This window comes from Pseudomonas asuensis, assembly GCF_014646755.1.
Lineage (GTDB): Bacteria > Pseudomonadota > Gammaproteobacteria > Pseudomonadales > Pseudomonadaceae > Chryseomonas > Chryseomonas asuensis.
Genome location: NZ_BMNW01000004.1, coordinates 482,312 through 507,087, shown reverse-complemented (window position 1 = coordinate 507,087; position 24,776 = coordinate 482,312). Strand labels below are relative to the sequence as shown.

At 56.4% G+C, this 24,776-nt stretch carries 20 protein-coding genes; 5 read left to right on the top strand and 15 right to left on the bottom strand.

Going from position 1 to position 24,776, the window contains the following annotated elements; all coding sequences use genetic code 11:
- The first annotated feature begins 76 nt into the window (after positions 1-76).
- Positions 77-1,189 (top strand): cobalamin-independent methionine synthase II family protein, encoded by a 1,113-nt coding sequence (locus IEX86_RS11835; RefSeq protein ID WP_188866309.1) that lies wholly within the window; start codon positions 77-79, stop codon positions 1,187-1,189.
- Between the two features lie 233 nt (positions 1,190-1,422).
- A complete protein-coding gene (locus tag IEX86_RS11830) occupies positions 1,423-1,896 on the top strand; it encodes a glycine zipper domain-containing protein (protein WP_188866308.1) in 474 nt (157 codons plus the stop codon).
- A gap of 59 nt (positions 1,897-1,955) precedes the next feature.
- Here IEX86_RS11830 and IEX86_RS11825 read toward each other — a convergent pair whose 3' ends face one another.
- From IEX86_RS11825 to IEX86_RS11795, 7 genes are all read right to left on the bottom strand, one after another.
- Positions 1,956-3,173 (bottom strand): aldose 1-epimerase family protein, encoded by a 1,218-nt coding sequence (locus IEX86_RS11825; protein WP_188866307.1) that lies wholly within the window; start codon positions 3,171-3,173, stop codon positions 1,956-1,958.
- Positions 3,174-3,357: 184 nt separating this feature from the next.
- Positions 3,358-4,686, bottom strand: a complete 1,329-nt coding sequence (locus tag IEX86_RS11820; RefSeq protein WP_188866306.1) for an MFS transporter — start codon at positions 4,684-4,686, stop codon at positions 3,358-3,360.
- An 81-nt stretch (positions 4,687-4,767) separates the two neighbouring features.
- Entirely contained in the window at positions 4,768-6,153 is a 1,386-nt protein-coding gene (locus IEX86_RS11815; RefSeq protein ID WP_188866305.1) for a sugar porter family MFS transporter, read from the bottom strand.
- Between the two features lie 195 nt (positions 6,154-6,348).
- Positions 6,349-7,497, bottom strand: coding sequence for a galactonate dehydratase (gene dgoD / locus IEX86_RS11810; RefSeq protein ID WP_188866304.1), 1,149 nt, complete (start codon positions 7,495-7,497; stop codon positions 6,349-6,351).
- A gap of 55 nt (positions 7,498-7,552) precedes the next feature.
- Positions 7,553-8,179, bottom strand: a complete 627-nt coding sequence (locus IEX86_RS11805; protein WP_188866303.1) for a 2-dehydro-3-deoxy-6-phosphogalactonate aldolase — start codon at positions 8,177-8,179, stop codon at positions 7,553-7,555.
- Complete coding sequence (locus IEX86_RS11800) at positions 8,172-9,146, bottom strand: 2-dehydro-3-deoxygalactonokinase (RefSeq protein ID WP_188866302.1); 975 nt, start codon at positions 9,144-9,146, stop codon at positions 8,172-8,174. The genes IEX86_RS11805 and IEX86_RS11800 overlap by 8 nt, the downstream gene beginning before the upstream one ends.
- Positions 9,139-9,942, bottom strand: coding sequence for an IclR family transcriptional regulator (locus tag IEX86_RS11795; protein WP_188866301.1), 804 nt, complete (start codon positions 9,940-9,942; stop codon positions 9,139-9,141). The genes IEX86_RS11800 and IEX86_RS11795 overlap by 8 nt, the downstream gene beginning before the upstream one ends.
- Before the next feature lie 151 nt (positions 9,943-10,093).
- Here IEX86_RS11795 and phoB point away from each other — a divergent pair, with 151 nt between their 5' ends.
- The 3 genes from phoB to IEX86_RS11780 all read left to right on the top strand — a co-directional run bounded on the left by phoB (position 10,094) and on the right by IEX86_RS11780 (position 13,572).
- Entirely contained in the window at positions 10,094-10,783 is a 690-nt protein-coding gene (gene phoB / locus IEX86_RS11790) for a phosphate regulon transcriptional regulator PhoB (RefSeq protein ID WP_188866300.1), read from the top strand.
- A gap of 17 nt (positions 10,784-10,800) precedes the next feature.
- Entirely contained in the window at positions 10,801-12,135 is a 1,335-nt protein-coding gene (phoR, locus tag IEX86_RS11785; protein WP_373290423.1) for a phosphate regulon sensor histidine kinase PhoR, read from the top strand.
- Between the two features lie 69 nt (positions 12,136-12,204).
- The gene (locus IEX86_RS11780) at positions 12,205-13,572 is read left to right on the top strand and encodes a hemolysin family protein (RefSeq protein WP_188866298.1); all 1,368 of its coding nucleotides are present in this window, start codon (positions 12,205-12,207) and stop codon (positions 13,570-13,572) included.
- A 53-nt stretch (positions 13,573-13,625) separates the two neighbouring features.
- Here IEX86_RS11780 and IEX86_RS11775 read toward each other — a convergent pair whose 3' ends face one another.
- The 8 genes from IEX86_RS11775 to IEX86_RS11740 form a co-directional block, all read right to left on the bottom strand.
- A complete protein-coding gene (locus IEX86_RS11775) occupies positions 13,626-15,530 on the bottom strand; it encodes a sensor domain-containing diguanylate cyclase (protein ID WP_188866297.1) in 1,905 nt (634 codons plus the stop codon).
- Positions 15,531-15,738: 208 nt separating this feature from the next.
- Entirely contained in the window at positions 15,739-16,641 is a 903-nt protein-coding gene (locus IEX86_RS11770; RefSeq protein WP_188866358.1) for a peptidoglycan DD-metalloendopeptidase family protein, read from the bottom strand.
- Between the two features lie 111 nt (positions 16,642-16,752).
- Complete coding sequence (locus IEX86_RS11765) at positions 16,753-17,607, bottom strand: response regulator (RefSeq protein WP_188866296.1); 855 nt, start codon at positions 17,605-17,607, stop codon at positions 16,753-16,755.
- A 127-nt stretch (positions 17,608-17,734) separates the two neighbouring features.
- Positions 17,735-18,460, bottom strand: coding sequence for a phosphate signaling complex protein PhoU (gene phoU, locus IEX86_RS11760; RefSeq protein ID WP_010796260.1), 726 nt, complete (start codon positions 18,458-18,460; stop codon positions 17,735-17,737).
- Positions 18,461-18,781: 321 nt separating this feature from the next.
- On the bottom strand, positions 18,782-19,612 hold the full coding sequence (gene pstB, locus IEX86_RS11755; RefSeq protein ID WP_188866295.1) for a phosphate ABC transporter ATP-binding protein PstB: 831 nt from the start codon (positions 19,610-19,612) through the stop codon (positions 18,782-18,784).
- Positions 19,613-19,677: 65 nt separating this feature from the next.
- The gene (pstA, locus tag IEX86_RS11750) at positions 19,678-21,348 is read right to left on the bottom strand and encodes a phosphate ABC transporter permease PstA (RefSeq protein ID WP_188866357.1); all 1,671 of its coding nucleotides are present in this window, start codon (positions 21,346-21,348) and stop codon (positions 19,678-19,680) included.
- Between the two features lie 60 nt (positions 21,349-21,408).
- A complete protein-coding gene (locus tag IEX86_RS11745) occupies positions 21,409-23,667 on the bottom strand; it encodes an ABC transporter permease subunit (RefSeq protein ID WP_188866294.1) in 2,259 nt (752 codons plus the stop codon).
- Between the two features lie 128 nt (positions 23,668-23,795).
- A complete protein-coding gene (locus tag IEX86_RS11740; RefSeq protein ID WP_188866293.1) occupies positions 23,796-24,767 on the bottom strand; it encodes a phosphate ABC transporter substrate-binding protein PstS in 972 nt (323 codons plus the stop codon).
- Positions 24,768-24,776: the final 9 nt, after the last annotated feature.

Sequence of the window (24,776 nt, the reverse complement as noted above, 5' to 3'; positions counted from 1 at the left end):
GCATAGACGCTGGAAATCTTTAATCCAACAGCAGATCATGAGAAATATTCATTTAGCCAGTTACTAGGTAAGCCCTATGTCCAGCCATTCCTCCCGTTTTCGTGCCGACTCTGTAGGTAGCCTGCTGCGCAGCCCCATCCTGAAGGAAGCTCGCCGTCGTTATCAGACTGGAGAAATGCCCAAGGAGGTGCTGCGGGCGATTGAAAATGATGAAATTCGCAAGATCGTTGCCCAACAGGAAGCCATTGGCCTTCCCGCTGTAACGGACGGAGAATTCCGCCGCGCCTGGTGGCATTTCGACTTTCTTGAACAGCTCGGCGGCGTAGAAGGCTACGAGGCAGACCAGGGTATCCAGTTCCAAGGTCAACAGACCAAATCCCGAGGGATCAAGGTCACGGGTAAATTAGACTTTACCCAGCATCCGATGCTGGAGGACTTCAAGTTCCTGGCCAGCGCTACCACTCGCAGTGTGGCCAAGATGACTATTCCAAGCCCTAGCGTGCTGCACTTCCGGGGCGGACGGAAGAACATCAGTGAAAGCGTCTATCCGGATATGGACGAGTTCTTTGCTGACCTTGCCAGCACCTACAAGAAAGCCGTGAATGCTTTTTACGAGGCGGGATGCCGTTATCTACAGTTGGATGACACCGTCTGGGCTTATTTGTGCTCGGAGAAGGAAAAGGCAGCAGCGCGCGAACGTGGCGATGACCCCGAGCGTTTGGCTGAGATCTATTCGAGTGTTCTCAATCAGGCCCTTGCCGGCCGGCCGGATGATCTGCGGATCGGTCTGCATGTGTGTCGCGGCAACTTCCGCTCCACCTGGATTAGCGAAGGCGGATATGAGCCAGTGGCTGAAGTCTTGTTCGGCAATACGGACATCGATGCCTTCTTCCTGGAATATGACACCGAGCGTGCAGGCGGCTTTGAACCGCTGCGCTATTTGCCCAAAGGTAAGCGCCAAGCAGTACTAGGCCTGGTAACGACTAAACAGGGTGAACTGGAAAGCCCCGATGCACTCAAGCGCCGTATCGAAGAGGCCTCACAGTATGCAGCTCTGGATCAATTGTGTCTGAGCCCACAGTGCGGATTCGCCTCCACGGAGGAAGGTAACCTGCTCACCGAGGAGCAGCAGTGGGCAAAACTGCAACGGGTGGTTGATGTGGCACGTGAGGTATGGGGAACCGCTTGATCGGCTCATAAGGCCGTGGCTGGAAAAGGGCATTTTAGAGCGATATTGCCCTTTTTCCGCTGTATTTCGATCAAGATAAAAAGAGGCAGACTGCCGTTCCGTAATAAAGTTTCTGTAATAAATTCATACATTTGCCTTTTGTGGAAGTTATCGCACCCTTAAGCAGGTTCCACTTGCCAAGCGAAGCGGCAATCACGAGGATCAGCGCCATCATCCTCACGTGAGTTTTGATTATGAAGTACTCCTCGATCCTTTTGTTGTCCCTGAGCCTGGTAGGTACTAGTGCGATAGCTGGCAACGATATGCAAGCCGGCGTTGGCGGTGCGTTAGGCGGGGTGCTAGGTTCGGTCGTAGGCAATGCCGTAGGCGGAAGCACAGGCGCCACGATCGGAGCAGGTCTTGGTGGCGCAGCGGGTGGTGCAGTAGGCGCCAAACGTGGCGATAAAACAGAAGCAGCCATCGGCGGCGGTTTAGGCGCAGCAGGTGGTAACGTACTGGGTAAAGCCGTAGGCGGTAGCACAGGCGCTATGGTGGGCGCTGCGCTAGGCGGCGGCGGTGGTGCAGCCCTGGGCAGCAGCATGGGCGATTCGGATAATCGTCACAGTAGCGGCCGCCGTTACGATAATCGTCGTTATGCTCACGACAACGGTTGGCACCGTGGTCAGCACAAGAAACACTGGAAGCGTCACGGTCGTTGGGACGATTGATCCCTACCCTGACGCTAAAAGAAAGGGCCACGTCTGTGGCCCTTTTTCATTTGCCGCCACTATTTCTCTTTGCTCAAGTCCACCAGCGGTATTTCACGTACCTCAATCTGGCGGCCTTGCTGGATCGTATCGACACGCTTGAGTGCCTCGTTTACCGCACCCGCATCACTGAGCAGGCTGTAGGTAATTTCAAAGTCCCGTGTTTCTTTTGGGCCTATCTTGGGTACCAGGTTCAGGTCACGCTGGAAGCGTCGGTTATAGGAGAAACTGGTTCCCGGCTCTAAACCAGTGACATAACCCTGCCCGGTGGTGTCGGTGTTTTTCCATAGGGAAAAAGCCGGCAACTGATTGATATTGAAGCTCAGGCTGACACCCTGTTTACCGGCCTTATCGTGAAGTACAGCGAGGCTGTTGCCTTGGGCATCACCGTAGGGAAACAGGTTGTATACCATCTCGTCGAAGCCCTCAGTGGGGCCCCGATAGGTTTGCCAATCCTTTAGGTCCCGCTTGGCGTAATCGTTGAACGGTGAAACCTCACGTACCGGCGCTGCGAACTTGGCGCCCTCTTCCAGGAGCGGTGTGCCGAAGTTGCTGTGGTAGAGCGCCTGATATTCCTTTTCGTAGTCGCCCTGATTGGTTAGGCGATCATGAAGCGTAAATTGCGTAGCGCCGGGTTGAGTCGTCAGTCTCGTGTCGACTAGAAAATCGATTTTTTTGAACGCCTGCTCACGCAGTTCGCCCTTCAGGTGAATCGCATAGGGCGGCTGTTCGTCAATTGTCAGCACGACCCTGGAGGCTGGGATATTGGCTGCACGTCCGTGAAGCGTCAGCAGCTCGCCGTTATCCATACCCGGATGGCCCACCCACTCGTATCCGCAACGGGTGACCATCTCGTTGAAACCTTCCAGCCACCCCAGCCCACCACGACCATTGAGTTCAATGAACGCTGGATTGACGACTTCATGAACGGGAGAATCCCAGCCCAGCCGTACAGTACCAGAGGTTGCGTAGAGCACATTCATGCCACGGTTCGGCACAACGGTCATCCTCATGGCGCCGGTATCGATTTCGATCAGGCTTACCCCTTCCTGACGGCCGCCGTGCAATGTCTTGAGGTTAACCGAGAAAGGTTTGTCTGTTTTGACGCCAAGCTGCTCACTGGTAATGCTCCAGTTTTCAGCCGGTTTGTTTGGAGCGATAAGGGTGTATTCCCAAGCGAATGCAGGAGTGGCAGCTGCCAGTAGGGTAAGACTGGCCAAACGCGCGACCATATTCATATGCAATTTCCTTGTTGTTTGTTGTTATGCCCTGCCACTTAGAGCTGAAACGATTTAGCAGAGTAGAAAAAGTGTAGAACAACAAGGCGCGTTTGCACGTATCCAATGCAGGTATAGCGCGCTTAGCGGAACAAAACGAGAGATAGGTCAAGGTGCCTATGCAGACACCTTGATTTAAGACGCATTACTCTTCGAGGCGCTCGACCTTACCCACCACAAGGCCGTAACTCAACGCCCCTACCAAGGCGGTGATGCTGATATAAGTGATGGCCGGAGCGAAGTTGTTGCCATCGACCAGCAGGCCGACCACGATCGGTACACTGATGGATGCCAGGTTACCGATAAAGTTGAACATGCCGCCGGTCAGCCCCAGTAGGCGAGCGGGCGCCAGGGCCGACACCATCGACCAAGTGATCGACGCCAAGCCATTACCAAAGAAGGCGATAGCCATGCAGGCGATAATCAGCGCCGGCGTATCAACAAAGTTCGCACCAATGATGCAGGTGGAAATCAAAAGACCGCTGATGATGGGCAGTTTGCGCGCCATACCCAGCGAAACGCCTCGGCGCACCAGCCAGTCCGAGAGCAAACCCGAGCAGATAACGCCTAGAAACGCTGCCAGAAAAGGCACCGAAGCCAGAAAGCCCGCCTTGATGAAATCCATGCCGCGGTATTTGACAAGGTAAGTCGGAAACCAGGTCAGGAAGAACCACAGCGTAGAGTTCAGGCAGAACTGACCGATGTAAATACCCCACAGCTTGCGCTTGTTGAGCACGGCCCATAGGTCCGCCCAGCGAAAGGCCGCACGGGATTGGTTCTTTTTCTCCAGATCCACAAGGCCGCCGCCCTGCTCGATCAAGGCGACCTCAGCCGCGTTAGCACCTTTGAAGTCCCTGGGCTCACGGTAGATCAGGTACCAGATCACGGCCCAGACAATGCCGACCCCGCCTGTTACCACAAACACCATGTGCCAGCCGAATGTCTGTTGCAGATAGATCAGTACCGGTGTCAGGAAAGCCAGCCCTACAAACTGCCCGGAGGTATAAAAGCCAATCGCGGTGGCCCTCTCTCCTTCAGGAAACCACGTAGTGACCACACGGTTGTTGATTGGATAAGCCGGAGCTTCCAGTGCGCCAACCGCAAGACGCAGAATAACCAAGCCCACAAAGCTGCCTACAAAGCCCAGCCCGATAGTGGCCAGGGACCACAGGGCAATGGCAATCGGATAAAGCACGCGAGGTGACACCTTGTCCACCAGCCAGCCGCCCGGGATCTGCATGGCCGCGTAGGTCCAGCCGAATGCCGACAAGATCAGCCCCATGTGCACGGGATCGATGTTCAAGTCCTGAGCCAGGTGAGGAGCGGCAATGGAAAGGTTGCTGCGGTCCAGGTAGTTGATCACTACCGTGACGAACAGCAAGACCATGATGAAGTAGCGCGAGCGCGTCGCAGGCTGGGCTTGCGCCTGAGCCTGGATCGAGCTGTACGCCGTACGGGTTGAAGAGTGTTGCATCGCCGTTACACCTGTCTTGGACTTGTTATACACAACGGGATGACTCACCGGCGGAGCCCCGCCGGTGGCCTGCTGCAAACATTACTGCCCGATATCGCGCAGTGGCTTGCCGCTCATGAGGTTACGTTCGATCTGCTCCAATGTCGTACCCTTGGTTTCCGGAACCAGCCAGAACACCAGCAGGATGAAGAACGCATTGAGTGCGCCGTACAACCAGAAGGTTGCAGCATTGCCAATGACGTTCAGCAGTGTCAGGAAGGTTGCACCGACGATCATATTGGCGATCCAGTTGGTAAACGTGGAACAACCGATACCGAAGTCGCGGCCCTTGAGAGGCTGTACTTCGGAGCACAGGGTCCAGATCAGCGGACCAGCCGACATGGCAAAACCCACGATAAAAATCAGCAACATGGCAACCGTGAAGATCTGCTGACCATGGCTTAGCGTGCCCATGTTCATCATGGTGCCCACAACGCCCATCCCTACCGCCATAACGACAAAGCCGGTGTAGAAAATTGGTTTGCGGCCCCAACGGTCCACCAGGAAAATCGCAATAAAGGTCGCCAGTACGTTAGTCAGGCCTACCGCAGCGGTAAACCACATCTGCGCATGCGTGTCGTAGCCCATGCCCTCGAAAATACGCGGTGCGTAGTACATGACTACGTTCATACCGGTGAACTGCTGGACAACTTGCAAGAGTACGCCCAAGCCAACGGAGCGACGGAAGTTGGAATTTTCCTTGAACAGCTGCCAGCCGCGCTGCGGGATGCGCAGTTGCTCTTCGATATCGCGGACTTCCTGCTGAATCGTCTCTTCATTGCCGCGCAGCTTGTGCAGCACATCCAGCGCCTCTTTCTTGCGGCCCTTCATGATCAACCAGCGCGGGCTGTCTGGAAGCGCCAGCACACCTAACAGGAACAACACGCCAGGAATGGCGATGATGCCCAGCATCCAGCGCCAGGCGCCGCTGTAACTGAACGCGGTATCGGACAGGAACGCAGCCAGAATACCAACCGTGATCATCAGCTGATACAGCGAAATCATCGAGCCACGAATCTGCTCCGGCGCCACTTCAGCCAGGTACAACGGGGCGGTGAACGATGCGATGCCAATAGCCAGACCCAGAATGAAACGGCCTGCGATAAGCGAGTTGGGTGACCAGGCGAAACCGCACAGTACCGATCCCAACACAAATAGAATCGCACCCAGGATCAGCGAACGCTTACGACCCAGCGCAGCAGACATCCAGCCGGCACCCAGCGCCCCTAGGGCGGCGCCAAGCATCATGCTGCTAACGATCCACTCGATCACGCGGTCGGAAATTTGGAATTCTTGCTGAATGAATTGCGTGGCGCCGGAAATCACGCCGATATCCAGGCCAAACATCAGCCCGGCCAAAGCCGCCAGAATGCAGGTGAACACTGCGGTCCCCCGGGTCTTCTCGGCGGTATGGGTACTACTCGTCATAAACTGGACTCCTGCCTTTTGGGCGTTGTTTTTGTAATGCCGGTCCCTCAGCAAATGCAGGCATGTGAATTTGCTATCAACCTTGGCTTTTCAATGACTCGCCAGGTTCTGCTCAGGTTCGTTACAGGATGTGAAAAATGCCGAGCCAGACGCATTTCTCGCGCCTGGCTCATCTTCACGATCTGAAAACTGGGCTTACCACTCGGCGAAACTACCGTCCTTGTGGCGCCAGATCGGATTGCGCCAGCGGTGGCCAATGGCCGCGCGCTCGATCACGTACTCCTCGTTTACTTCGATGCCCAGGCCCGGCCCTTGCGGGATCTTCACGTGGCCATCGCCATAATCGAAAACCTCGGGGTTTTTGATGTAATCGAGCAGGTCGTTGCCCTGGTTGTAGTGGATGCCCAGGCTCTGTTCCTGAATGAACGCGTTGTAGCAGTTGGCATCCAGTTGCAGGTTGACCGCCAACGCGATCGGGCCAAGCGGGCAATGCAGCGCGATGGCGACATCGTAGGCCTCGGCCATATTGGCGATCTTGCGTGTTTCAGTGATACCACCGGCATGGGACGGGTCAGGCTGGAGGATGTCCACGTAACCGTCCTGCAGGATGCGCTTGAAATCCCAACGGGAGTACAAACGCTCACCCAGCGCGATCGGTGTATTGCTCATCAGAGCGATTTCCTTGAGCGCCTCATAGTTCTCGCTGAGCACCGGCTCCTCGATAAACATCAGGCGGTAGGGCTCAAGCTCCTTGATGAGGATCTTGGCCATCGGCTTGTGAACTCGACCGTGGAAGTCGACACCGATGCCAAAATGCGGGCCGCAGACGTCACGGATGGCTGCCACGTTGGCAATGACCTGATCAACCTTGTCGAAGGTATCGACGAACTGCATCTCTTCCGAGGCATTCATCTTGATGGCGGTAAAGCCTTTTTCCTTGCGCTCCAAGGCATGGGCCGCTGTCTCGGCCGGACGGTCGCCGCCGATCCATGAGTAAACGCGGATGCTCTCGCGCACCTGTCCGCCCAGCAGATCATGCACCGGTACACCCAAGGCCTTGCCTTTGATGTCCCAGAGAGCCTGATCGATGCCAGCCAGGGCGCTCATGTGGATACCGCCGCCCCGGTAGAAACCACCGCGATAGAGTACGGTCCAGTGATCCTCGATATTGCGCGGGTCCTTGCCGATCAGGTAATCGGCCAGCTCTTCCACAGCCGCCGCCACACTATGGGCACGGCCTTCAAGGACTGGCTCGCCCCAGCCGGTTATGCCTTCATCGGTTTCAATCTTCAGAAAGCACCAGCGTGGAGGAACGATATAGGTAGTCAGTTTGGTGATTTTCATTGTTATGCCTCGATGCATTCAGGGCCGGCGGGCCGACCCGGGTCAAATCCGATGATTACTGCCCGATCAGCGCTTTCCAGCCATTGGCAAACGCGTGCGCACTGCGGCTGACGTCTTCAGGGGTCATGCCGGGCTTGTAGATGGCCGACCCCAGGCCGAAGCCGTTCGCGCCCGCTTGGACGTACACGTCCATGTTGTCAGGCGTGATGCCGCCCACAGGCAGCAGAGCCGTCTCTTTCGGAAACACCGCACGCCACGCCTTGACCACTGCCGGGCCAAGCTGCTCGGCCGGGAACAGCTTGAGCGAATCGGCCCCAGCCTCCAGCGCCGCAAAGCCCTCGGATGGCGTTGCAACACCCGGCGCACTGATCAGACCAGCCGCCTTGGTGGCACGGATCACCGCCGGATTAGCGTTGGGTGACACGATCAGCTTGCCGCCGGCAAAGGCAACGTCGGCGACTTGTCGCTCAGTCAGTACCGTTCCAGCGCCGATCAGGCAGTCATTACCCAACTCGGCAGACAACAGCCGGATGCTTTCCAGGGGCTCGGGCGAATTCAATGGAATTTCGATTAGACGAAAACCGGCCTCGTACAAGGCCTTGCCGACCGGCACGATTTCAGCTGGCGTAATACCGCGCAGGATGGCAATCAGGGGCAGTTGTTTCATGCAGGCGTCAAACATGGCGGGTATCCTCCGAAGAAGGGGTGGCGGCAGTCACCAGACCGGCTGCACAGGCGATGCGCCACAGGCCGGTACGGGTTGCCTGCTCAAGCAGACGTACATCGGTAATTTCAAAAAAGGCCAAGGCGTCCTGATAGCGACGACACAACGCCGGATCACCAATCAGCACCAGTGGTGGGCAGGCGGCGCCCTTCAGGCTGGCCACGACACTGCGCAACTCCTCACCGATCAGTAGCCCTGAGAGGTAGTCCAGGCTGTGACGTGCAGGCAGATCACCGGCCAGGAATAAGCTGCGCGTGGTAAACAAGCGTCCGACGGTCCCCTCTGCTCCGCTCTCACGGGCATTGGTGAGGCCACGCATAAAGGCGTCGTTGGACGGCTCGCTTCCCTCTTCCCGCGCAGGACGCCCCAGAATCGAGTGCTCGCGCAAGACAGCAAACAGCTCACCAGTCATGTAGGTGGAGAAGTGATCGAGTCGGCTGCTGCGGATCGTTGCCCATTTGCTGTGCGTGCCAGGCAGTACCAGCAAGGCATGCTCAGCCAGGGCAGGCTCCAGCTCGAGCGCTCCGAAAATCTGAGTCTCCTCCCCTCGCAGCACGTTTGGCAGTGTGCCGCGCTGCATCACACCGGGGATCAGACTTAGCTCGCCGCAACCACTGTCAAACGTCAGCAACCCTTTGGCAAGGCTGTCTACATCGGCCGGGCAATCTACGTAGGGAACCTCACGCCAGCCCTGTCGACTACCGATCATGCCGGCTGCAATGGCAGGCACAGACGGCCACTGCTGACGCCAATCGCCTACCAGCTCACGAAAGGCTTTGGCGAAATCGCCATCGGGTGTATGCAGGATGCCCCAGGGCTGAGAGCGGTTATCCAGTACCTGCGCATGATCGCCCAACAGATAGGCCCGTAGCGACGACGTGCCCCAGTCGAGGCCGATCAGGCGTGGCGTTGCCGTTTCATTCATGACTGACTCCACCGGAGAATGTCCATCCAAGATCAAGGGAAATGGCCTGCGCGCACGCGATGACATCCGGGCAAAGATCCCGCAGCCGTGCTTCAGACATATAGGGAATCGCACTGGCAACGCTCAGGGCTGCCACAATAGCGCCGCTGGCATCACGGATAGGTGCTGCCACGCAGCGGATACCCAATTCGTTTTCTTCCAGATCAAAACTATAGCCACCGGCGGCATAGGCCTGCTGCTGCTCCAGGTAATCCGGCCAGGGCGTGAAGTCTTCACGTAAACCCGGTTGCCCGGCGCGCCGCCTGAGACCTTCTTCATAGAGCGCCTGCCACTCAGACTCGGGTAGATCCAGCATGAGCGCCTTGCCTACCCCAGTCAGTGCTAGAGGCATGCGCAGCCCCACACGTGAGCGCATCTCAAGGCCGCGTGCGCCAGGAAGCTTGTCGAGATAAAGCACATCGCCCCCTTCGCGTACGCCCAGGTGAACGGTGTCCTGAGTCAGCGTGGCGAGTCGCTGAAGATGCGGCCGCGCCAGATTGGTCAGCGGCAGCTGGTCACGGGCCTTGAAGCCCAGCTCTATAAGTTTGGCCCCAAGCTGATACTGCCCCGCCACGCTGCGCAGATAGCCCGCCTGAACCAATGCAGTGACCAGCCGGTGCGTAGTGCTGCGCGTACAGCCAATCGCCTCGCCGATGGCGGCCAGCGTACGGGCGCCTTGAGCGATGGCATCGATAACGGCCAGGCCACGAAACAGTGCCTGAGCGCCAGCGGGCGCGTTGTTGTTTTGATCAGACATGACGCTCACTCTATTCCTTTGAAACAGCAATCTCAATATGTGAATACTAATCCCATAATATGGGATAAAGAAGTGTTCGACGACTTGTCACATGACTGCAACAATTTGGTTATCTAATGCGCGAGCATCGTGCAGAACAGTGAGGAGAACCATGGCGGGCAAGTCGATTCTTATCGTCGATGACGAGGCGCCTATTCGCGAGATGATCGCGGTTGCGCTCGAAATGGCGGGTTATGAATGCCTGGAAGCAGATAATGCACAGCAGGCCCATGCCCTGATCGTCGACCGCAAGCCCGATCTAGTCCTGCTCGACTGGATGCTCCCGGGTACGTCTGGTCTTGAGTTGGCGCGGCGCTTGAAGCGCGACGAGCTGACTGACGCAATCCCGATCATCATGCTTACCGCCAAGGACGACGAGGACAACAAGGTCCAAGGTCTGGAAGTGGGTGCAGATGACTACATCACCAAGCCCTTCTCGCCTCGCGAGTTGGTCGCTCGGTTGAAGGCAGTGTTACGCCGTACCGGCACATACGACAGTGAAACGCCGATTGAAGTGAATGGATTGATCCTTGATCCTATCAGTCATCGCGTGACCATTGACGGTGCACCAGCTGAGATGGGGCCGACCGAATATCGCCTGCTGCAGTTCTTCATGACGCACCAGGAACGTGCCTACACCCGAGGCCAGTTGCTGGATCAGGTGTGGGGCGGCAACGTCTATGTTGAGGAACGTACGGTAGACGTGCATATTCGCCGACTGCGTAAGGCATTAGGTGAGACTTACGAAAATCTTGTGCAGACCGTACGCGGAACGGGCTATCGTTTCTCGACCAAACTTTAAGAACGGGATGTGCTGTCTTGAACATGGATTGGCGTTCACTGCTGGCCCGCCATGTCTGCTTGCTCTTGCTCATTTGCCTGCCCCTGGGCTGGCTGACTGGAGCCTATGGCGCCATGCTGGCTGCCGGTCTGTTCACTTACCTGATATGGATGTCTTACCACATTGTCCGCCTTCAAAAGTGGCTGGTCACCGCGGAAGAAGGTGTAGAGCCACCAGAGGCCAATGGCTTCTGGGGTGAGGTTTTTGACAGCCTTTACTACGCCCAGCGCCGGGAGCGTGAAAAGCGTCATGCCTTAGAGGCCGTGATCGAACGTGCCCAGGCTTCGACCGCCGCGCTGCGGGACGCTATCATTCTTATCGACCGTAACGGCAATCTGGAGTGGTGGAACCATGCAGCCGAACAGCTGCTTGGGCTGCGTCAGCCGCAGGATTATGGTCAGCCCATCGCCAACCTGGTCCGCCATCCCAAGTTTTATGAATACTTCAACAAGGGTGATTACCAGGAGCCGCTGGAGCTGGCTTCGCCGGTCAATGCCACTCAGCACCTTCATATTCTGATTACGCGCTTTGGTGAAGGTGATCGCCTCCTGCTCGTACGGGACGTCAGCCGTCTTCATCAACTGGAGCAAATGCGCAAGGATTTCGTCGCAAACGTCTCCCACGAGTTACGCACACCGCTTACCGTGATCGCCGGCTATCTGGAGACACTGGTCGACAATGCCGCCGAAGATACCAATCCACGCTGGCTACGCGCATTGGGCCAGATGCAGCAACAGGCCAGCCGAATGCAGCACCTGATCGACGATCTTCTGCTGTTGGCCAAGCTGGAAGCGACCGACTATCCTGCTGAGAATAAACCTGTCGCCGTAGCGCCGCTGTTGCAGATCATCCAGCAGGATGCACGAGCCTTTTCAGGCCAGCGTGGTCATAAGATCACCCTGGAAACCGATACGAGTCTGGCGCTGAAAGGCAGCGAGGCCGAGCTGCGCAGTGCATTTTCGAATCTGGTATTCAACGCGGTGAAGTACACGCCAGACGGTGGGCAGATCAGGATTCGCTGGTGGCAGGACGCTCATGGTGCCCGGATGTCGGTTTCTGACAGCGGGCCGGGTATCGAAGCGCGTCATCTGCCCCGTCTGACCGAACGCTTCTATCGGGTGGATGCCAGCCGAGCCTCCAGCACAGGCGGTACAGGTCTTGGGCTAGCCATCGTGAAACACGTCTTGATCCGTCATCATGGGCACCTTGAAATCGAGAGTACACCGGGCAAGGGCAGCGTTTTTACCTGCGTTTTCGACCCCTCCCAAACGGCCGCTGTAACGGTCTCCGCACTAGCCGTACAACAGCACTGATGAGCGAGACTTGAAAGTCGCTCGCCGGAACCCCATGCTAGGGCCACCTTTTATCACTTTGAACCCCTAATGGACCCTTCCCCTAGTTTCGATACCTCGGTACTTTTCGCTGACTTCGGTCTTGTTCTTTTTGCACTGCTGCTGGTGCTGCTCAACGGCTTTTTCGTCGCCGCCGAGTTTGCCATGGTCAAGCTGCGTGCCACACGTGTGGAAGGCCTGGCTGAAAGCCATGGGTGGCGTGGCCGTATCCTACGTACCGTTCATGGCCAGCTCGATGCTTATCTCTCTGCCTGTCAGCTAGGCATTACCCTCGCCTCCCTGGGCCTGGGGTGGGTAGGTGAACCTGCGTTTGCCGAGCTGCTGGAGCCTCTGCTCCGTATGGCTGGTGTGAATACACCTGAGCTTGTACATGGTATTGCGTTCTTTACAGCGTTCTTCATCATTTCCTACCTGCACATCGTAGTGGGTGAGCTGGCGCCCAAGTCCTGGGCGATTCGCAAGCCCGATCTACTTTCGCTGTGGACAGCCGTACCGCTGTATCTTTTCTACTGGATGATGTATCCCGCCATCTGGCTGCTCAATGCCAGCGCCAATGCGATTCTGCGCATTGCGGGACAGGGTTCGAGCAATGGTGATCATGAGCATCATTACAGCCTGGATGAACTGAAACTTATCCTGCATTCCAGCCGCGCACTGGACCCGACTGACCAGGGCATGCAAGTGCTGGCCTCGGCTGTCGAACTGGAAGAGCTGGAAGTCGTAGACTGGGCCAACTCACGCGAAGACCTCATTTACCTTGAGCACAACGCTTCGCTGGAAGAAGTTCTGACGATCATTCGTCGACATAAATACAGCCGCTACCCCGTCTACAACGAAGACGAAAATGCCTTTATCGGCGTGTTGCACATCAAGGACCTGTTGCTGGCGATTGCCGGTCTTGATACCCAAGCCGAGTCGTTCGAGCTGGAGGACCTTATCCACCCGCTGGAGCGCGTCTCAAAGCACATGCCGCTTGGCAAGCTTCTGGATCAGTTCCGCCAGGGCGGCGCGCATTTTGCTCTGGTTGAAGAAGCCGATCACAAGGTCGTGGGCTTTCTGACCATGGAAGACGTGCTGGAAGTACTGGTGGGCGATATTCAGGACGAACACCGTAAAGCCGAGCGCGGCGTATTGGCCTATCAGCCCGGCAAACTGCTTGTACGCGGGGATACCCCCTTGTTCAAGCTCGAACGCCTCCTGCATATCGACCTGGACCATGTCGAGGCGGAGACCATGGCCGGTCTCGTCTATGACAGCTTGAAACGTGTACCCGAAGAGGATGAAGTACTGGAAGCCGAGGGCCTGCGCATTATCATCAAAAAGATGAAAGGTCCGAAGATCATCCTGGCCAAGGTCATCAAACTGGGTGGCGAAGAAGACACGTCGCAGCATCACTGACAGGTGCCAGACAGAAAAAGGCCGGCGTTCATGCCGGCCTTTTTTATTCAGGCTTACAGTTCGCCAAAGTAGGCCCGATTGCGGCCTTCCTGTTTGGCATGGCTCAAGGCGTTGAGCGCTGTATTGATCAGGGTCTTGTCGCTATCGTCCATGGTCGGCACGATACTGGCAATGCCTGCACTGATGCTAAAGCTGACGGTCGCGCTACCATATTCCAGACGCAGCATGCTCGTCTCGGCGCAGATGCGATTAGCCAGCGCCACCGCCTCGGCCTCGCCAGTGGCCGGCAGAACGAGGACGAACTTGTCATCCCTAAAGCGGGCGGCCATATCACCTGCGCGCTTGGTGTAGTTTTTGAGAAGGTTGGCCAGGGCCCGCAGGCACTCATCACCGAGCGGGCTACCAAAGGCATCGCTGATTTCCTTGAAATGGTCGATATCAATCACAACTAATGACACCACCGTTGCATTGCGCTTGGCGCGGTTGACCTCCTCGGTAAAGTGACGCTCAAAACATGGACGGCTCAACGCGCCGGTCAGTGTGTCGATTGTACTTAAGCGAATCACTTCATCATTGGCTGCTCGCAAGGTCTCGTTGGCCCGCTCGAGTACGTCCGCCTGTGCTTCGATATGCTGCTGCAGCTCCTCGTTACGCTTATGCTGCCGCTCAAGCATCTGCTGTTGGGTCTGCAAGGCTCGTTCATGCTGTTGCACCTGCTGATTACTGGCCGAAAGAGCTTCTTCATGTACCCTCAACTGCTCGGCTCGCTCATGGTCCTGACGAACGTCCAGCGCGATGGCTAGCAACATGAACTCAAAGGCAAAACCGAGGATCTGTGCATCCAGAATAAAAGGCGATAACGCAATCCAGTCCAGGACGGCCATGAGCATTAGTACCGTACTCACGGTCAGTACGGACCAGGCAATGGCGAGATACTTGGCCGACGGGTTACCCTCTCGCCATAGCGATAAGGTCATGGCTATTCCCAGGCAGCAGCTCACAAGGCCTGCCAGCTCGATCATCAGAAAGCGAACCAGCATTGGCTCGATAATGATCAGGGCTGCCGCCAATGCCCAATAGCCAATCAGGCCCAGGACAACCAGCCGCCAACCGCGGTAGCGATCCACGTTAAGAAAACGTCGGGCAAACACTAAGGCGGTAAGAAAGCTCAAGCAGCCAAAGCCCACGTAAGCTCTCATGGAAAATGCAGGCCACTCCGGCCACAGGTAGCGTTGGCCGATACCGGTCAGGCTGAGCTCATACCCCAGGACGCTGACCAGGTAGAGGCAATACCACAGGTGATTGGGGTCGCGGCGCCGCCAATACTGGCTACCGCTATAGACCAGTAAGGCTGACATGAAGCCAAAAAAGAGCATTAGCAGGGTTAGCGCGGTTTTTTCCTGCGCAATGTAATGCTCCGGTGTCATCAGCCACATCGGAACCAGCATCGGCTCATAAGAGCGCAGGCGAAGATAAACAAAGGCCTTATCGCCTGCCGACAGGGTTAGCGGAAAGACAAACGCCCGCTCTTTGAGGGAGCGGACGTTCATAGGCAGACTGTCCCCGGCGGTTTCCACCGGCCCCCACGCGCCGTTGGACAGGGAGCGAACCCGCATATCGACCTGATTGAGAATAGGCGGCTGAATCACCAGATAGCGCTGCTGGTCGCGATCGGTAGGGTTATGCACTTCGAAGCGCAGCCAGGCCCCGATCTGTTGCCGGCCCAGATTGACCGTTTCACCGCCCAGTGACTGCCAGCGATCCTCAAGGCCCGGGGCCGCCGCCTGCTCAAAGGTTAAGGTGGCAGAGGCCTGCAGGTAGCTGACCGAGTGCAGTGAAACCTTTTCCTGCGCATCGTTCAGAATCACCGCCTGGGGCAATGGATCAAACAAGGTCTCAGCCTGCAGCGAAGCGCTGAAGAACATGATCCAGAACAGCATTACCCCATACAGACGCATCAGTCATTCCTCGACCAGACCTGAGAATGCTCGGTTCATATTTGAAAAAGCAGTACTTTTCAGTGCAGCAATCCGTCACTGCAAACAACCGAAAGCTTGCAAGTACTAGGTACTACTCATTGCCTGCCGCCCTCGACTGAAACGAGTATGGCTAGTCAGAGCAGCACTAGGGGGAAATTTGAGAGGTAAACTGCAAAACAATCAAGCGCTACGGCCCACCAATCGCAAAATTAGGCAGGCTATCGACCGGCCGGGCGAACCGGAACGGAATCGACTCCAGCGACAACCCCGTGTTGCGCTGTACAACGAAATGCAAATGCGGCCCGGTACTGTGACCCGTGTTGCCAGACAGCGCCAATGGTGTACCGGTCATTACACGTTGTCCCTCCCTCACCTTGACCGAGCCTTGCATCAGGTGCAGATACACGCTCATGGTGCCATCATCATGCAGGACGCGCACAAAATTACCTGATGGATTGGCACTGCGGCCCTGCTGCTGGTCGTTTTCAACCTTGACCACGGTGCCTGAGCGCGATGCGATGATAGGCGTACCCTCCGGCATCGCGATATCGATAGCGTAGCGGCCTCTTGTCGTATTGTGGCTAAAGGCGCCGTTCGGCCCCTGACTGATCCGGAACGGTCCACCCACCCAAGGTAATGGATAGGCATAATCCTGCGCGCCCCGTCCCGGGTCACCCATTGCATAATTGAAGGTTGGCTTGTAATGAATGGCTACGCCCTGAACCTCTTTTTTGAGGCGCATCAGGGTTGTTGTACTGTTCGGTGGTAGAACACGGCGAACCGAGGCCGACTCGTTGATACCAGCCACATTCTTGAGCTGATCCAGACGAAGCTCGACCTGAACCGGCATCAGCAGGTCGTTACGTGCCTCAAAGACAGTTTCATTGCCCAGGTTTTTCGTATTCAACCGAACCTGCCGCTCGATACGCTCATTGGTGTCATCCTCGAAGATAAGCACCTTGGCACCCTTGGTGGCCTTGTCCGTATAGGTCACCACACCGTTGGCATCCGTATATTTATAGATGGGCGATGCCCACGTCGCTGCCGCCAGCGTGAACGAGCCACATAGCAAAAAGAGACGTTTCAACATGCAGGAACAGAACCGGGTGCTTTTGAGGGGGCGCAAGCCTACCAGTAGAGCACGCTCCCGACGAGGCGTTACTCGTCGGGATGTGGTGATAGGCAGCGGCATGACCTGGGCTCATGCACCAGGAACATAGTGTTTTTGCGCTGTACCGCGAGCGATCAGGCGAGACAGGTATTCCAGCTTGGCTGGATCCTTGTCTACAAAGCGGAAGAACAGCTGCAACCATTCGCTGGAGGGCTTGGGTTCCAAGGCCGCCACGGAATGCAGATAGCCGTTGAGGCGTGCAATCTCCTGCACCTCCTCACCCTGCTCCAGGTCCAATACCGCATTATCCAGCACCTGAGGCAGATTATCGCCTCGCTTGACGATAAGAACAGCTTCCTTGAGGCTCAGGGCCTTGATTACGCAAGCCATACTGGCATTGGCAAGGCGTAGTTGGCCCTGCCCAAAATTAGTCTTGCCACCACCGGAAGGCGCACGCGTCGCCGGTGCCGGAGCCGGCTGGTTTCCCGTCAGCGCACTGAGCGAGTCGTTGGCAAAGGCTGATGTCGCACGCTGGGGGCCACGCGCCACAAGCGCTTCGAGCTTGCCCACACGGCTCAGTGCCTTTTTGACCTTTGTAATGAGCTGTTCATTGGTAAACGGCTTGCCAACGAAATCGGAAACGCCAGCCTGGATAGCCTGCATGACGTTGTCCTTGTCACCACGGCTGGTCACCATGATAAAAGGCGTTTTTTGATGCGCCTCTTCGCTTCTGCACCATGTCAGCAGCTCAAGGCCAGACATTTCCGGCATCTCCCAATCGCACAGGATCAGATCGAAGGATTGCCTGCTCAGCATTGTCTGAGCCTTGCGTCCGTCCGCAGCATCCTCCATCTCGATACCCGGGAGTTGGCTACGTAGCCCTTTCTTGATCAAGTCGCGGATAAACGGTGCGTCATCCACGATCAGTACAGATACCTTACCCATCGATTACTCCATGAAGCCCCGAGCGCAGCTTCATGGATCGCTGAACGCCACGTCGGGAAAGCAAGCTTACTCGCAGCCCAAAAGCGTAGCTGAGAACATGGCCGCCTTCCTGTCGGGGGCCATGGCATCAGTCACGCGGTTTGTTGACTTCCTCTGCCATCCGGGTCAATCCCAAGTGGCGTACATCTGTTCCACGGACCAGGTAGATCACCAGTTCCGCGATATTACGGGCGTGGTCGCCAATGCGTTCCAGCGAACGCAGCGCCCAGATAACGCTAAGCACGCGGGAAATTGCCCGCGGGTCTTCCATCATGTAGGTCGCCAGTTCGCGGATCGCCGTCTTGTATTCACGGTCAACGATCTTGTCGTGCTGAGCGACAGACAAAGCCAGCTCGGCATCGAAGCGCGCGAACGCGTCCAGTGCCTCTTGAACCATCTTGCGTACCTGCTCGCCAATATGGCGCACTTCCACGTAGCCACGCGGGGCCTCACCGTCTTCACACAACTCGATGGCACGACGTGCAATCTTCGAAGACTCATCACCGATCCGCTCAAGGTCGATCACCGACTTGGAAATGCTGATGATCAGACGCAGGTCCGACGCAGCCGGCTGACGACGCGCCAGGATGCGCAAGCACTCTTCGTCGATGTTGCGCTCCATCATGTCGATCTGATCGTCTATCTCCCGCACCTGCTGCGCAAGACCGGAGTCAGCGTTAATCAGGGCACTTACAGCATCACTGACCTGCTTTTCGACCAATCCACCCATCGCCAGCAGATGGCTACGGACTTCTTCGAGTTCGGTATTGAACTGCTGTGATATATGGTGGTTAAGGCTTTCTTTGCTGATCATGGCGTTGTCGTCCTGTAAAGAATGGAGCCAACCCCCTCGGGCGGCGTTCCCTGGAACAGACCGCATCAACTACGTGGCACTGCTTACCTATAAAGCTGTGATTGCCACTGTATCGTCAGGCTGCCCGGTTTATTTAGATTCCTTTCTGAAAAGTTGCTGAGTGGTACATTCACCCAAGCCATGCGCAGCGCCCGATTAGGTTATCGGCAAGGATGCGCAGGGGTATAGGGCAGTAATCGAATTCGTAGTCAGCAATACGTTTCAGTGGGAAATCCGATAGTTAAATAGACATAAGGTAGACCATAGACTGTGACGGTTTCATTATCCGTAACGACCTGTAATGTAATCTTCGGTCTGCTTCTTGGTAGGGTTCGTGAAAACAGTGTCGGTATCGCCATATTCAATCAATTTGCCCATGTACATAAAGGCGGTGTAATCGGATACGCGAGCAGCCTGCTGCATGTTATGTGTCACGATGACAATGGTGTACCGCGTTTTCAGCTCATAGATCAGCTCCTCAATCTTGAGCGAGGAAATCGGATCCAGTGCCGAGCTGGGTTCATCCAGCAAGAGTACTTCCGGCTGCACGGCAATGGTTCGGGCAATCACCAGACGCTGCTGCTGACCGCCGGAAAGCCCTAGCGCCGACTCGTGCAGGCGATCCTTTACCTCCTCCCAGAGCGCGGCACCCTTCAGAGCCCATTCCACGGCCTCATCAAGCATGCGCTTTTTCTTGATGCCCTGAATACGCAGACCATAGACCACATTCTCATAAATGCTCTTGGGAAACGGGTTGGGCTTCTGGAACACCATGCCAACCCGACGCCGCAGCTCGGCCACGTCGGTCCCTTGGGCAAAAATATTTTGCCCTTCTAGAGAGATCTCACCGTTGATCCGGCAGCCATCGACCAGATCATTCATTCGGTTAAAGCAGCGCAGCAACGTAGACTTACCGCACCCGGAAGGGCCGATGAAAGACGTGACACGCTGCTTGGGAATACTCAGCTTGATGTCGAACAGTGCCTGCTTTTGACCATAGAACAGGTTTAGACCGGGTACTTCCAGGGCCACTGGCTCGGTCACAGGGTCAAGCCCCTGCCGTTCACGCCTGCCAACATTAAGCCCGAACCTTGGCCTTTGCATTTCACGCATGGATGACTCCATTGGGCCTCTCGACCACCTTGGGGCACCGCGGCATACCGGGCGCCCGGATTCGTTTAGTTGTCTATCGCCCGATACTTTTCGCGCAGGCGATTACGAATCGCCACGGCTGAGAGGTTGAGCGCAGCAATCACCAGAACCAATAGCAACGCCGTTGCATAGACTAACGGCCGGGCCGCTTCGACATTCGGGCTCTGAAAGCCAACATCGAAGATATGAAAGCCCAGGTGCATGATCTTTTGGTCCAGATGCAGATAGGGATAATTCAAATTGACGGGCAGTGTGGGGGCAAGCTTTACCACGCCCACCAGCATCAGTGGCGCCACTTCGCCTGCCGCGCGTGCAATCGCTAGGATCAGGCCCGTCATCATCGCCGGGCTGGCCATCGGCAGAACAACCCGCCACAAGGTTTCTGCCTGGGTCGCACCCAGTGCCAGCGACCCTTCGCGTACGCTTCGAGGAATCCGTGCTAGCCCCTCTTCAGTCGCTACGATCACAACGGGTACAGCGAGAATGGCCAGGGTCAGGGATGCCCAGAGCAGGCCGGGTGTACCAAAGGTAGGTGCCGGTAGCGAGGCGCGAAAGAACAGTTGGTCAATCGAGCCGCCCAGCACATAGACGAAAAAGCCCAGGCCGAATACGCCATAGACAATAGCCGGTACGCCAGCGAGGTTGTTGACAGCAATGCGGATCAGGCGCGTCATAAACCCCTGTTTGGCGTACTCACGCAGGTAAATCGCTGCAATGACACCAAAGGGTGTCACGATCACGGCCATGATAAGGGTCATGATGACCGTTCCGAAAATGGCCGGGAACACTCCGCCTTCAGTATTGGCCTCACGCGGGTCAGAGGACAGGAATTCCCACAGCTTGGCGAAATAAAAGCCCAGCTTTTGAAAAGTGCTCATGGCGTTAGGCTGGTAGGCATGGACCACGTTGCCCAAGCGGATCTCAGTTTCCTGCCCGGTGGCATCCCGTAGCGTCAGGCTGTCCCGGTCGAACTCCTGGCGTAGCGCGTTCAGCTGCGTTTCAAGATCATGGTAGCGCGCGTCCAGTTCGCTACGCTCGGCAGCCAGATCCGCCTGGGCAGCAGCATCCAGCCGTTCGTTCAACTCAAGGCTGCGTGCCTGCAATCGGAGTTGCTCAATCTCATGATTGACGCTGCTAATCTCGACCTTCTCGATACGGCTGATCCGACTGGCCAGCGAATCGATGCGCTTGAGACGTTCGCGCATCTCTGGCAGAGCCGCTTCCCCTTCCGCAACAACCTTGCCCGCTTCCTTGACGTTCACCAGATAGCCGTAGAAGTTACCCCACTCACGGCGCTCCAGGACGATGATGCCCTTGGGTGCCTTCTGCTCCTGCAACCACTCGCCTACGATCCAGACAAAATCACTGCCATACAGCTCCCGGTTGCCCAGTTTGATGAGTTCTCGGCTCATAAGGGTTGACCCCTCTTCTGCAACCGGCAGCCCAGCACTCTTGAGTCGCTCCCGAGGCACATCTTCGACCTGGACAACCTCGCCCATGATCATGCGCGGCGCTGCGCCTGGCACGGCATAGCGCGCCTCAACGATGTCAGACGGCCAGAAATGGGCCAGACCACGCACGGCAATCAAGGTGATCAATCCAATCGTCATGATCACAGCGATTGCCACAGCGCCACCGCTCAACCAAATGCCTGGCGCGCCGCTTTTGAACCACTGTTTCAGGGAGTCCTGCTTCACGAAGTTGTTCACCTATCAGTTCCAGCCCCTTCCAGGGTCCTACGGCTGCCGGAGCGCCGCTTACAACGAGGCATATTTCTTACGCAGTCGATGACGGATCATTTCCGCCAGCGTGTTCATTACAAACGTGAAGGACAGCAGTACCAATGCCGCCAGGAACAGCACGCGGTAGTGGGTGCCGCCTACCTCCGACTCCGGCATCTCTACAGCCACGTTGGCTGCCAGCGTTCGCATGCCTTCAAAGATATTGGCATTCATGATGGGCGTATTGCCGGTAGCCATCAGCACAATCATGGTCTCACCCACAGCACGACCCAGGCCGATCATGAGGGCAGAAAAGATCCCAGGACTGGCCGTCAGGATGACCACTCGGGTCAGGGTCTGCCACGGTGTTGCACCCAACGCCAGGGAGCCATAGGTCAGGCTGCGCGGCACACTGAAGATGGCATCTTCAGCGATGGAAAAGATGTTTGGAATAATGGCAAAGCCCATCGCCAAGCCTACAATCAAGGCGTTGCGTTGGTCATAGGTAATATGGTGCTCATGCAGCCACAACCGCATATCACCGTTAAACCACCAGGTTTCCAGATGAGGGCTCATACTCAACGCAAACCAGCCCGTCAGCAGCACGACTGGAATAAGCAGCAGGCTTTCCCAACCATCAGGCAGGCGGAAACGAATGGACTCGGGCAGCCGTGACCACAGAAACCCTGCCAGGACGATGCCGATCGGTACCAGCAGGAGCAAACTGAAAATCCCGGGCAAGTGCCCTTCTACATAAGGCGCGAGGAACAGGCCGGCAAAAAAACCCAGGATAACGGTGGGCAATGCTTCCATAAGCTCAATGACTGGCTTGACCTTACGGCGCATGCGCGGCGCCATGAAATAGGCCGTATAGACTGCGGCGGCAACAGCCAGCGGAGCCGCCAGCAACATGGCATAGAACGCAGCCTTAAGCGTGCCGAACGTCAGTGGCGCCAGGCTCAGCTTCGGTTCGGAATCATTGCTCGCCGACGTGGACTGCCAGACATAGGACGGCTTTTCATAGTTTTCATACCAGACCTTACTCCACAAGGCCGACCAGGAAATCTCTGGATGCGGATTATCCAGAGTAAAGTTTATAAGCTGGCTGTTGCGCTCAAGCAGGATATGGTTGGCCCGTGGCGAGAGCGCCAGATAACCATTGCCATCGGCTACCTTCTCGGTCAATACCGTGCGCCCGGCAGTGCTATGGAAAATGCCTAGGGTGCCCTTTTCATCCAATGCGAGGAAGCCCTTGCGCCGCTGCTCGGCTACGATCTGCGTGATCGGCGCATCCTTGAGCTGGAAATTACGAATGCGCTGAAGTTGGGGCTCGCCATCCTTTCCACGCGCCATGAACCATTGGCTGATACCACCCTTGGCATCGCCTACCAGCAGTGAAATACCGCCCAATAATTGAGCTGTCACGGTAACCTGATTGTGAGCATCATCGATCAGTTTGTAATGCCCGTTCAGGGTACGATCACGCAGGTCAAAGACGTCTGCGGCAGAGCGCCCATTGATGACATACAGCCATTGACCACGAGGATCAAGATGCAGCGCCTGAACCGTTTGCGAAAGGCGCGGCAGGTCAACCCGCTGCTGCTCAAGCGTGGTTTCGCCGGTCAGCATGTCCTCTGTACTGGTCAGCTTGAACACCAACAGCTCGGAAGCATTGGATGCCGCCAAGGTCAACTCGCCCTCACCTGCCGTCAGGCTGAGGTGTTCGAGGGCTCGTCCTTCAGGATCGACTACAACGGGTGTTGGGCCATAGGGGTAATCGACCTGAGGCACGATGACCCGTTTATTTTCGGGATAAGTCGATTTATAGATGTGCCGGACCAGCAGCGCCCGACCATTGGAAAGCCCCAGCGCCAGAACCGGTCTGACCAGATCCCGGGCAACCGAAACCACCTGGGTGCCAGGAGGAATCGGCAGCGCCTGTCGGCTTAGCTCCGCACCGTCCTTGATCCTGAAAAAGACCACGTCCCCCGCTGGAGTAACCTGCATACCAACTTCGTTCTGCTCTTCCACACTGAGCGCAAGCGGCGCTCCGGCTTGCTGCACCCAGGCGGCAGGTGCCTGCACCGCATCAGCGGTCAGCGTAGCCCCTTTGAAAAGCGGCAGTACGACATAAGCCAGATAAAAGAAGATCAGGGTAATCGCGGCCAGTACTGCCAACCCGCCCACCAGCACATACCACCGCGTGAAACGATCCATGCTGGCTCGCCAGCGGCGCTTGCGACGCATCGCAGGCGTATCGAAATCGATGCGTGCAGGGGATCGGGTTTGGTTCATGAATAGGGAGCCTGGACCTTCGTCGCGCAGAGCCTAAAGACGAGATATGACAATCAGATGACAGTAATAAGACATGCCAATGCCCACCCGTGCAGAACACGGGCAGGCAACTGTAAAAGAAGCCAGGCTCAGAAGCCCAGATCTTTCCTGGCTTTTTCAGCGACTTTAGCCGGAACTGGAATATAACCGTCTTTTACGACCGCTTCCTGACCGGTCTTGGAAAGTACCATTTTCAAGAACTCGCTTTCCAATGGACTCAAGGGCTTGTTTGGCGCTTTGTTCACATAGATATAAAGGAAGCGGGACAGTGGATAACTACCATTGAGAGCATTCTGCTCAGTGTCTTCCACATAATTGTCAGAGCCTTTTTTGGCCAGCGGTACGGTACGTACGCTGGATGTCTTGTAACCAATGCCGGAATAACCGATACCGTTGAGTGATTGGCTGATGGACTGTACGACCGAAGCCGAGCCCGGCTGCTCATTCACATTTGGCTTGAAGTCGCCCTTACACAGCGCCTCCTCCTTGAAATATCCATAGGTACCGGATACCGAATTGCGGCCAAACAGCTGAATCGGTCTGTTGGCCCATTCGCCAGTCATGCCCAGGTCACCCCAGGTCCTGATGTTCTGCTTGCCACCACAAAGAAGTGTGGATGAAAAGATGGCATCCACTTGTTCGATGGTCAGCCCCTTTATGGGATTGTCCTTGTGGACAAATAACGCCAACGCATCCACAGCCACCGGAACCGCGGTTGGTCTGTAGCCATATTTCTGTTCAAACGCTTGGACTTCGGAGTCTTTCATCCTGCGGCTCATCGGGCCCAGGTTGGATGTGCCCTCGGTCAGGCCGGGGGGCGCAGTCGAAGAACCGGCAGCCTGCACCTGAATGTTTACACTTGGATAGTTACGCTTGTAAGTCTCGGCCCACAGCGTCATGAGGTTGGCAAGAGTATCCGAGCCCACACTAGACAGGTTGCCCGATACCCCGCTGGCCTTCTGGTAGTCCGGAAGAGCCGGGTCGATGGCCGCTACAGCAGTCGTTGCGCCGAACCCAACAGCGGCAAACGTCATGGCGGCCATCAGCCTTTTGAATCTCATACCACGTTC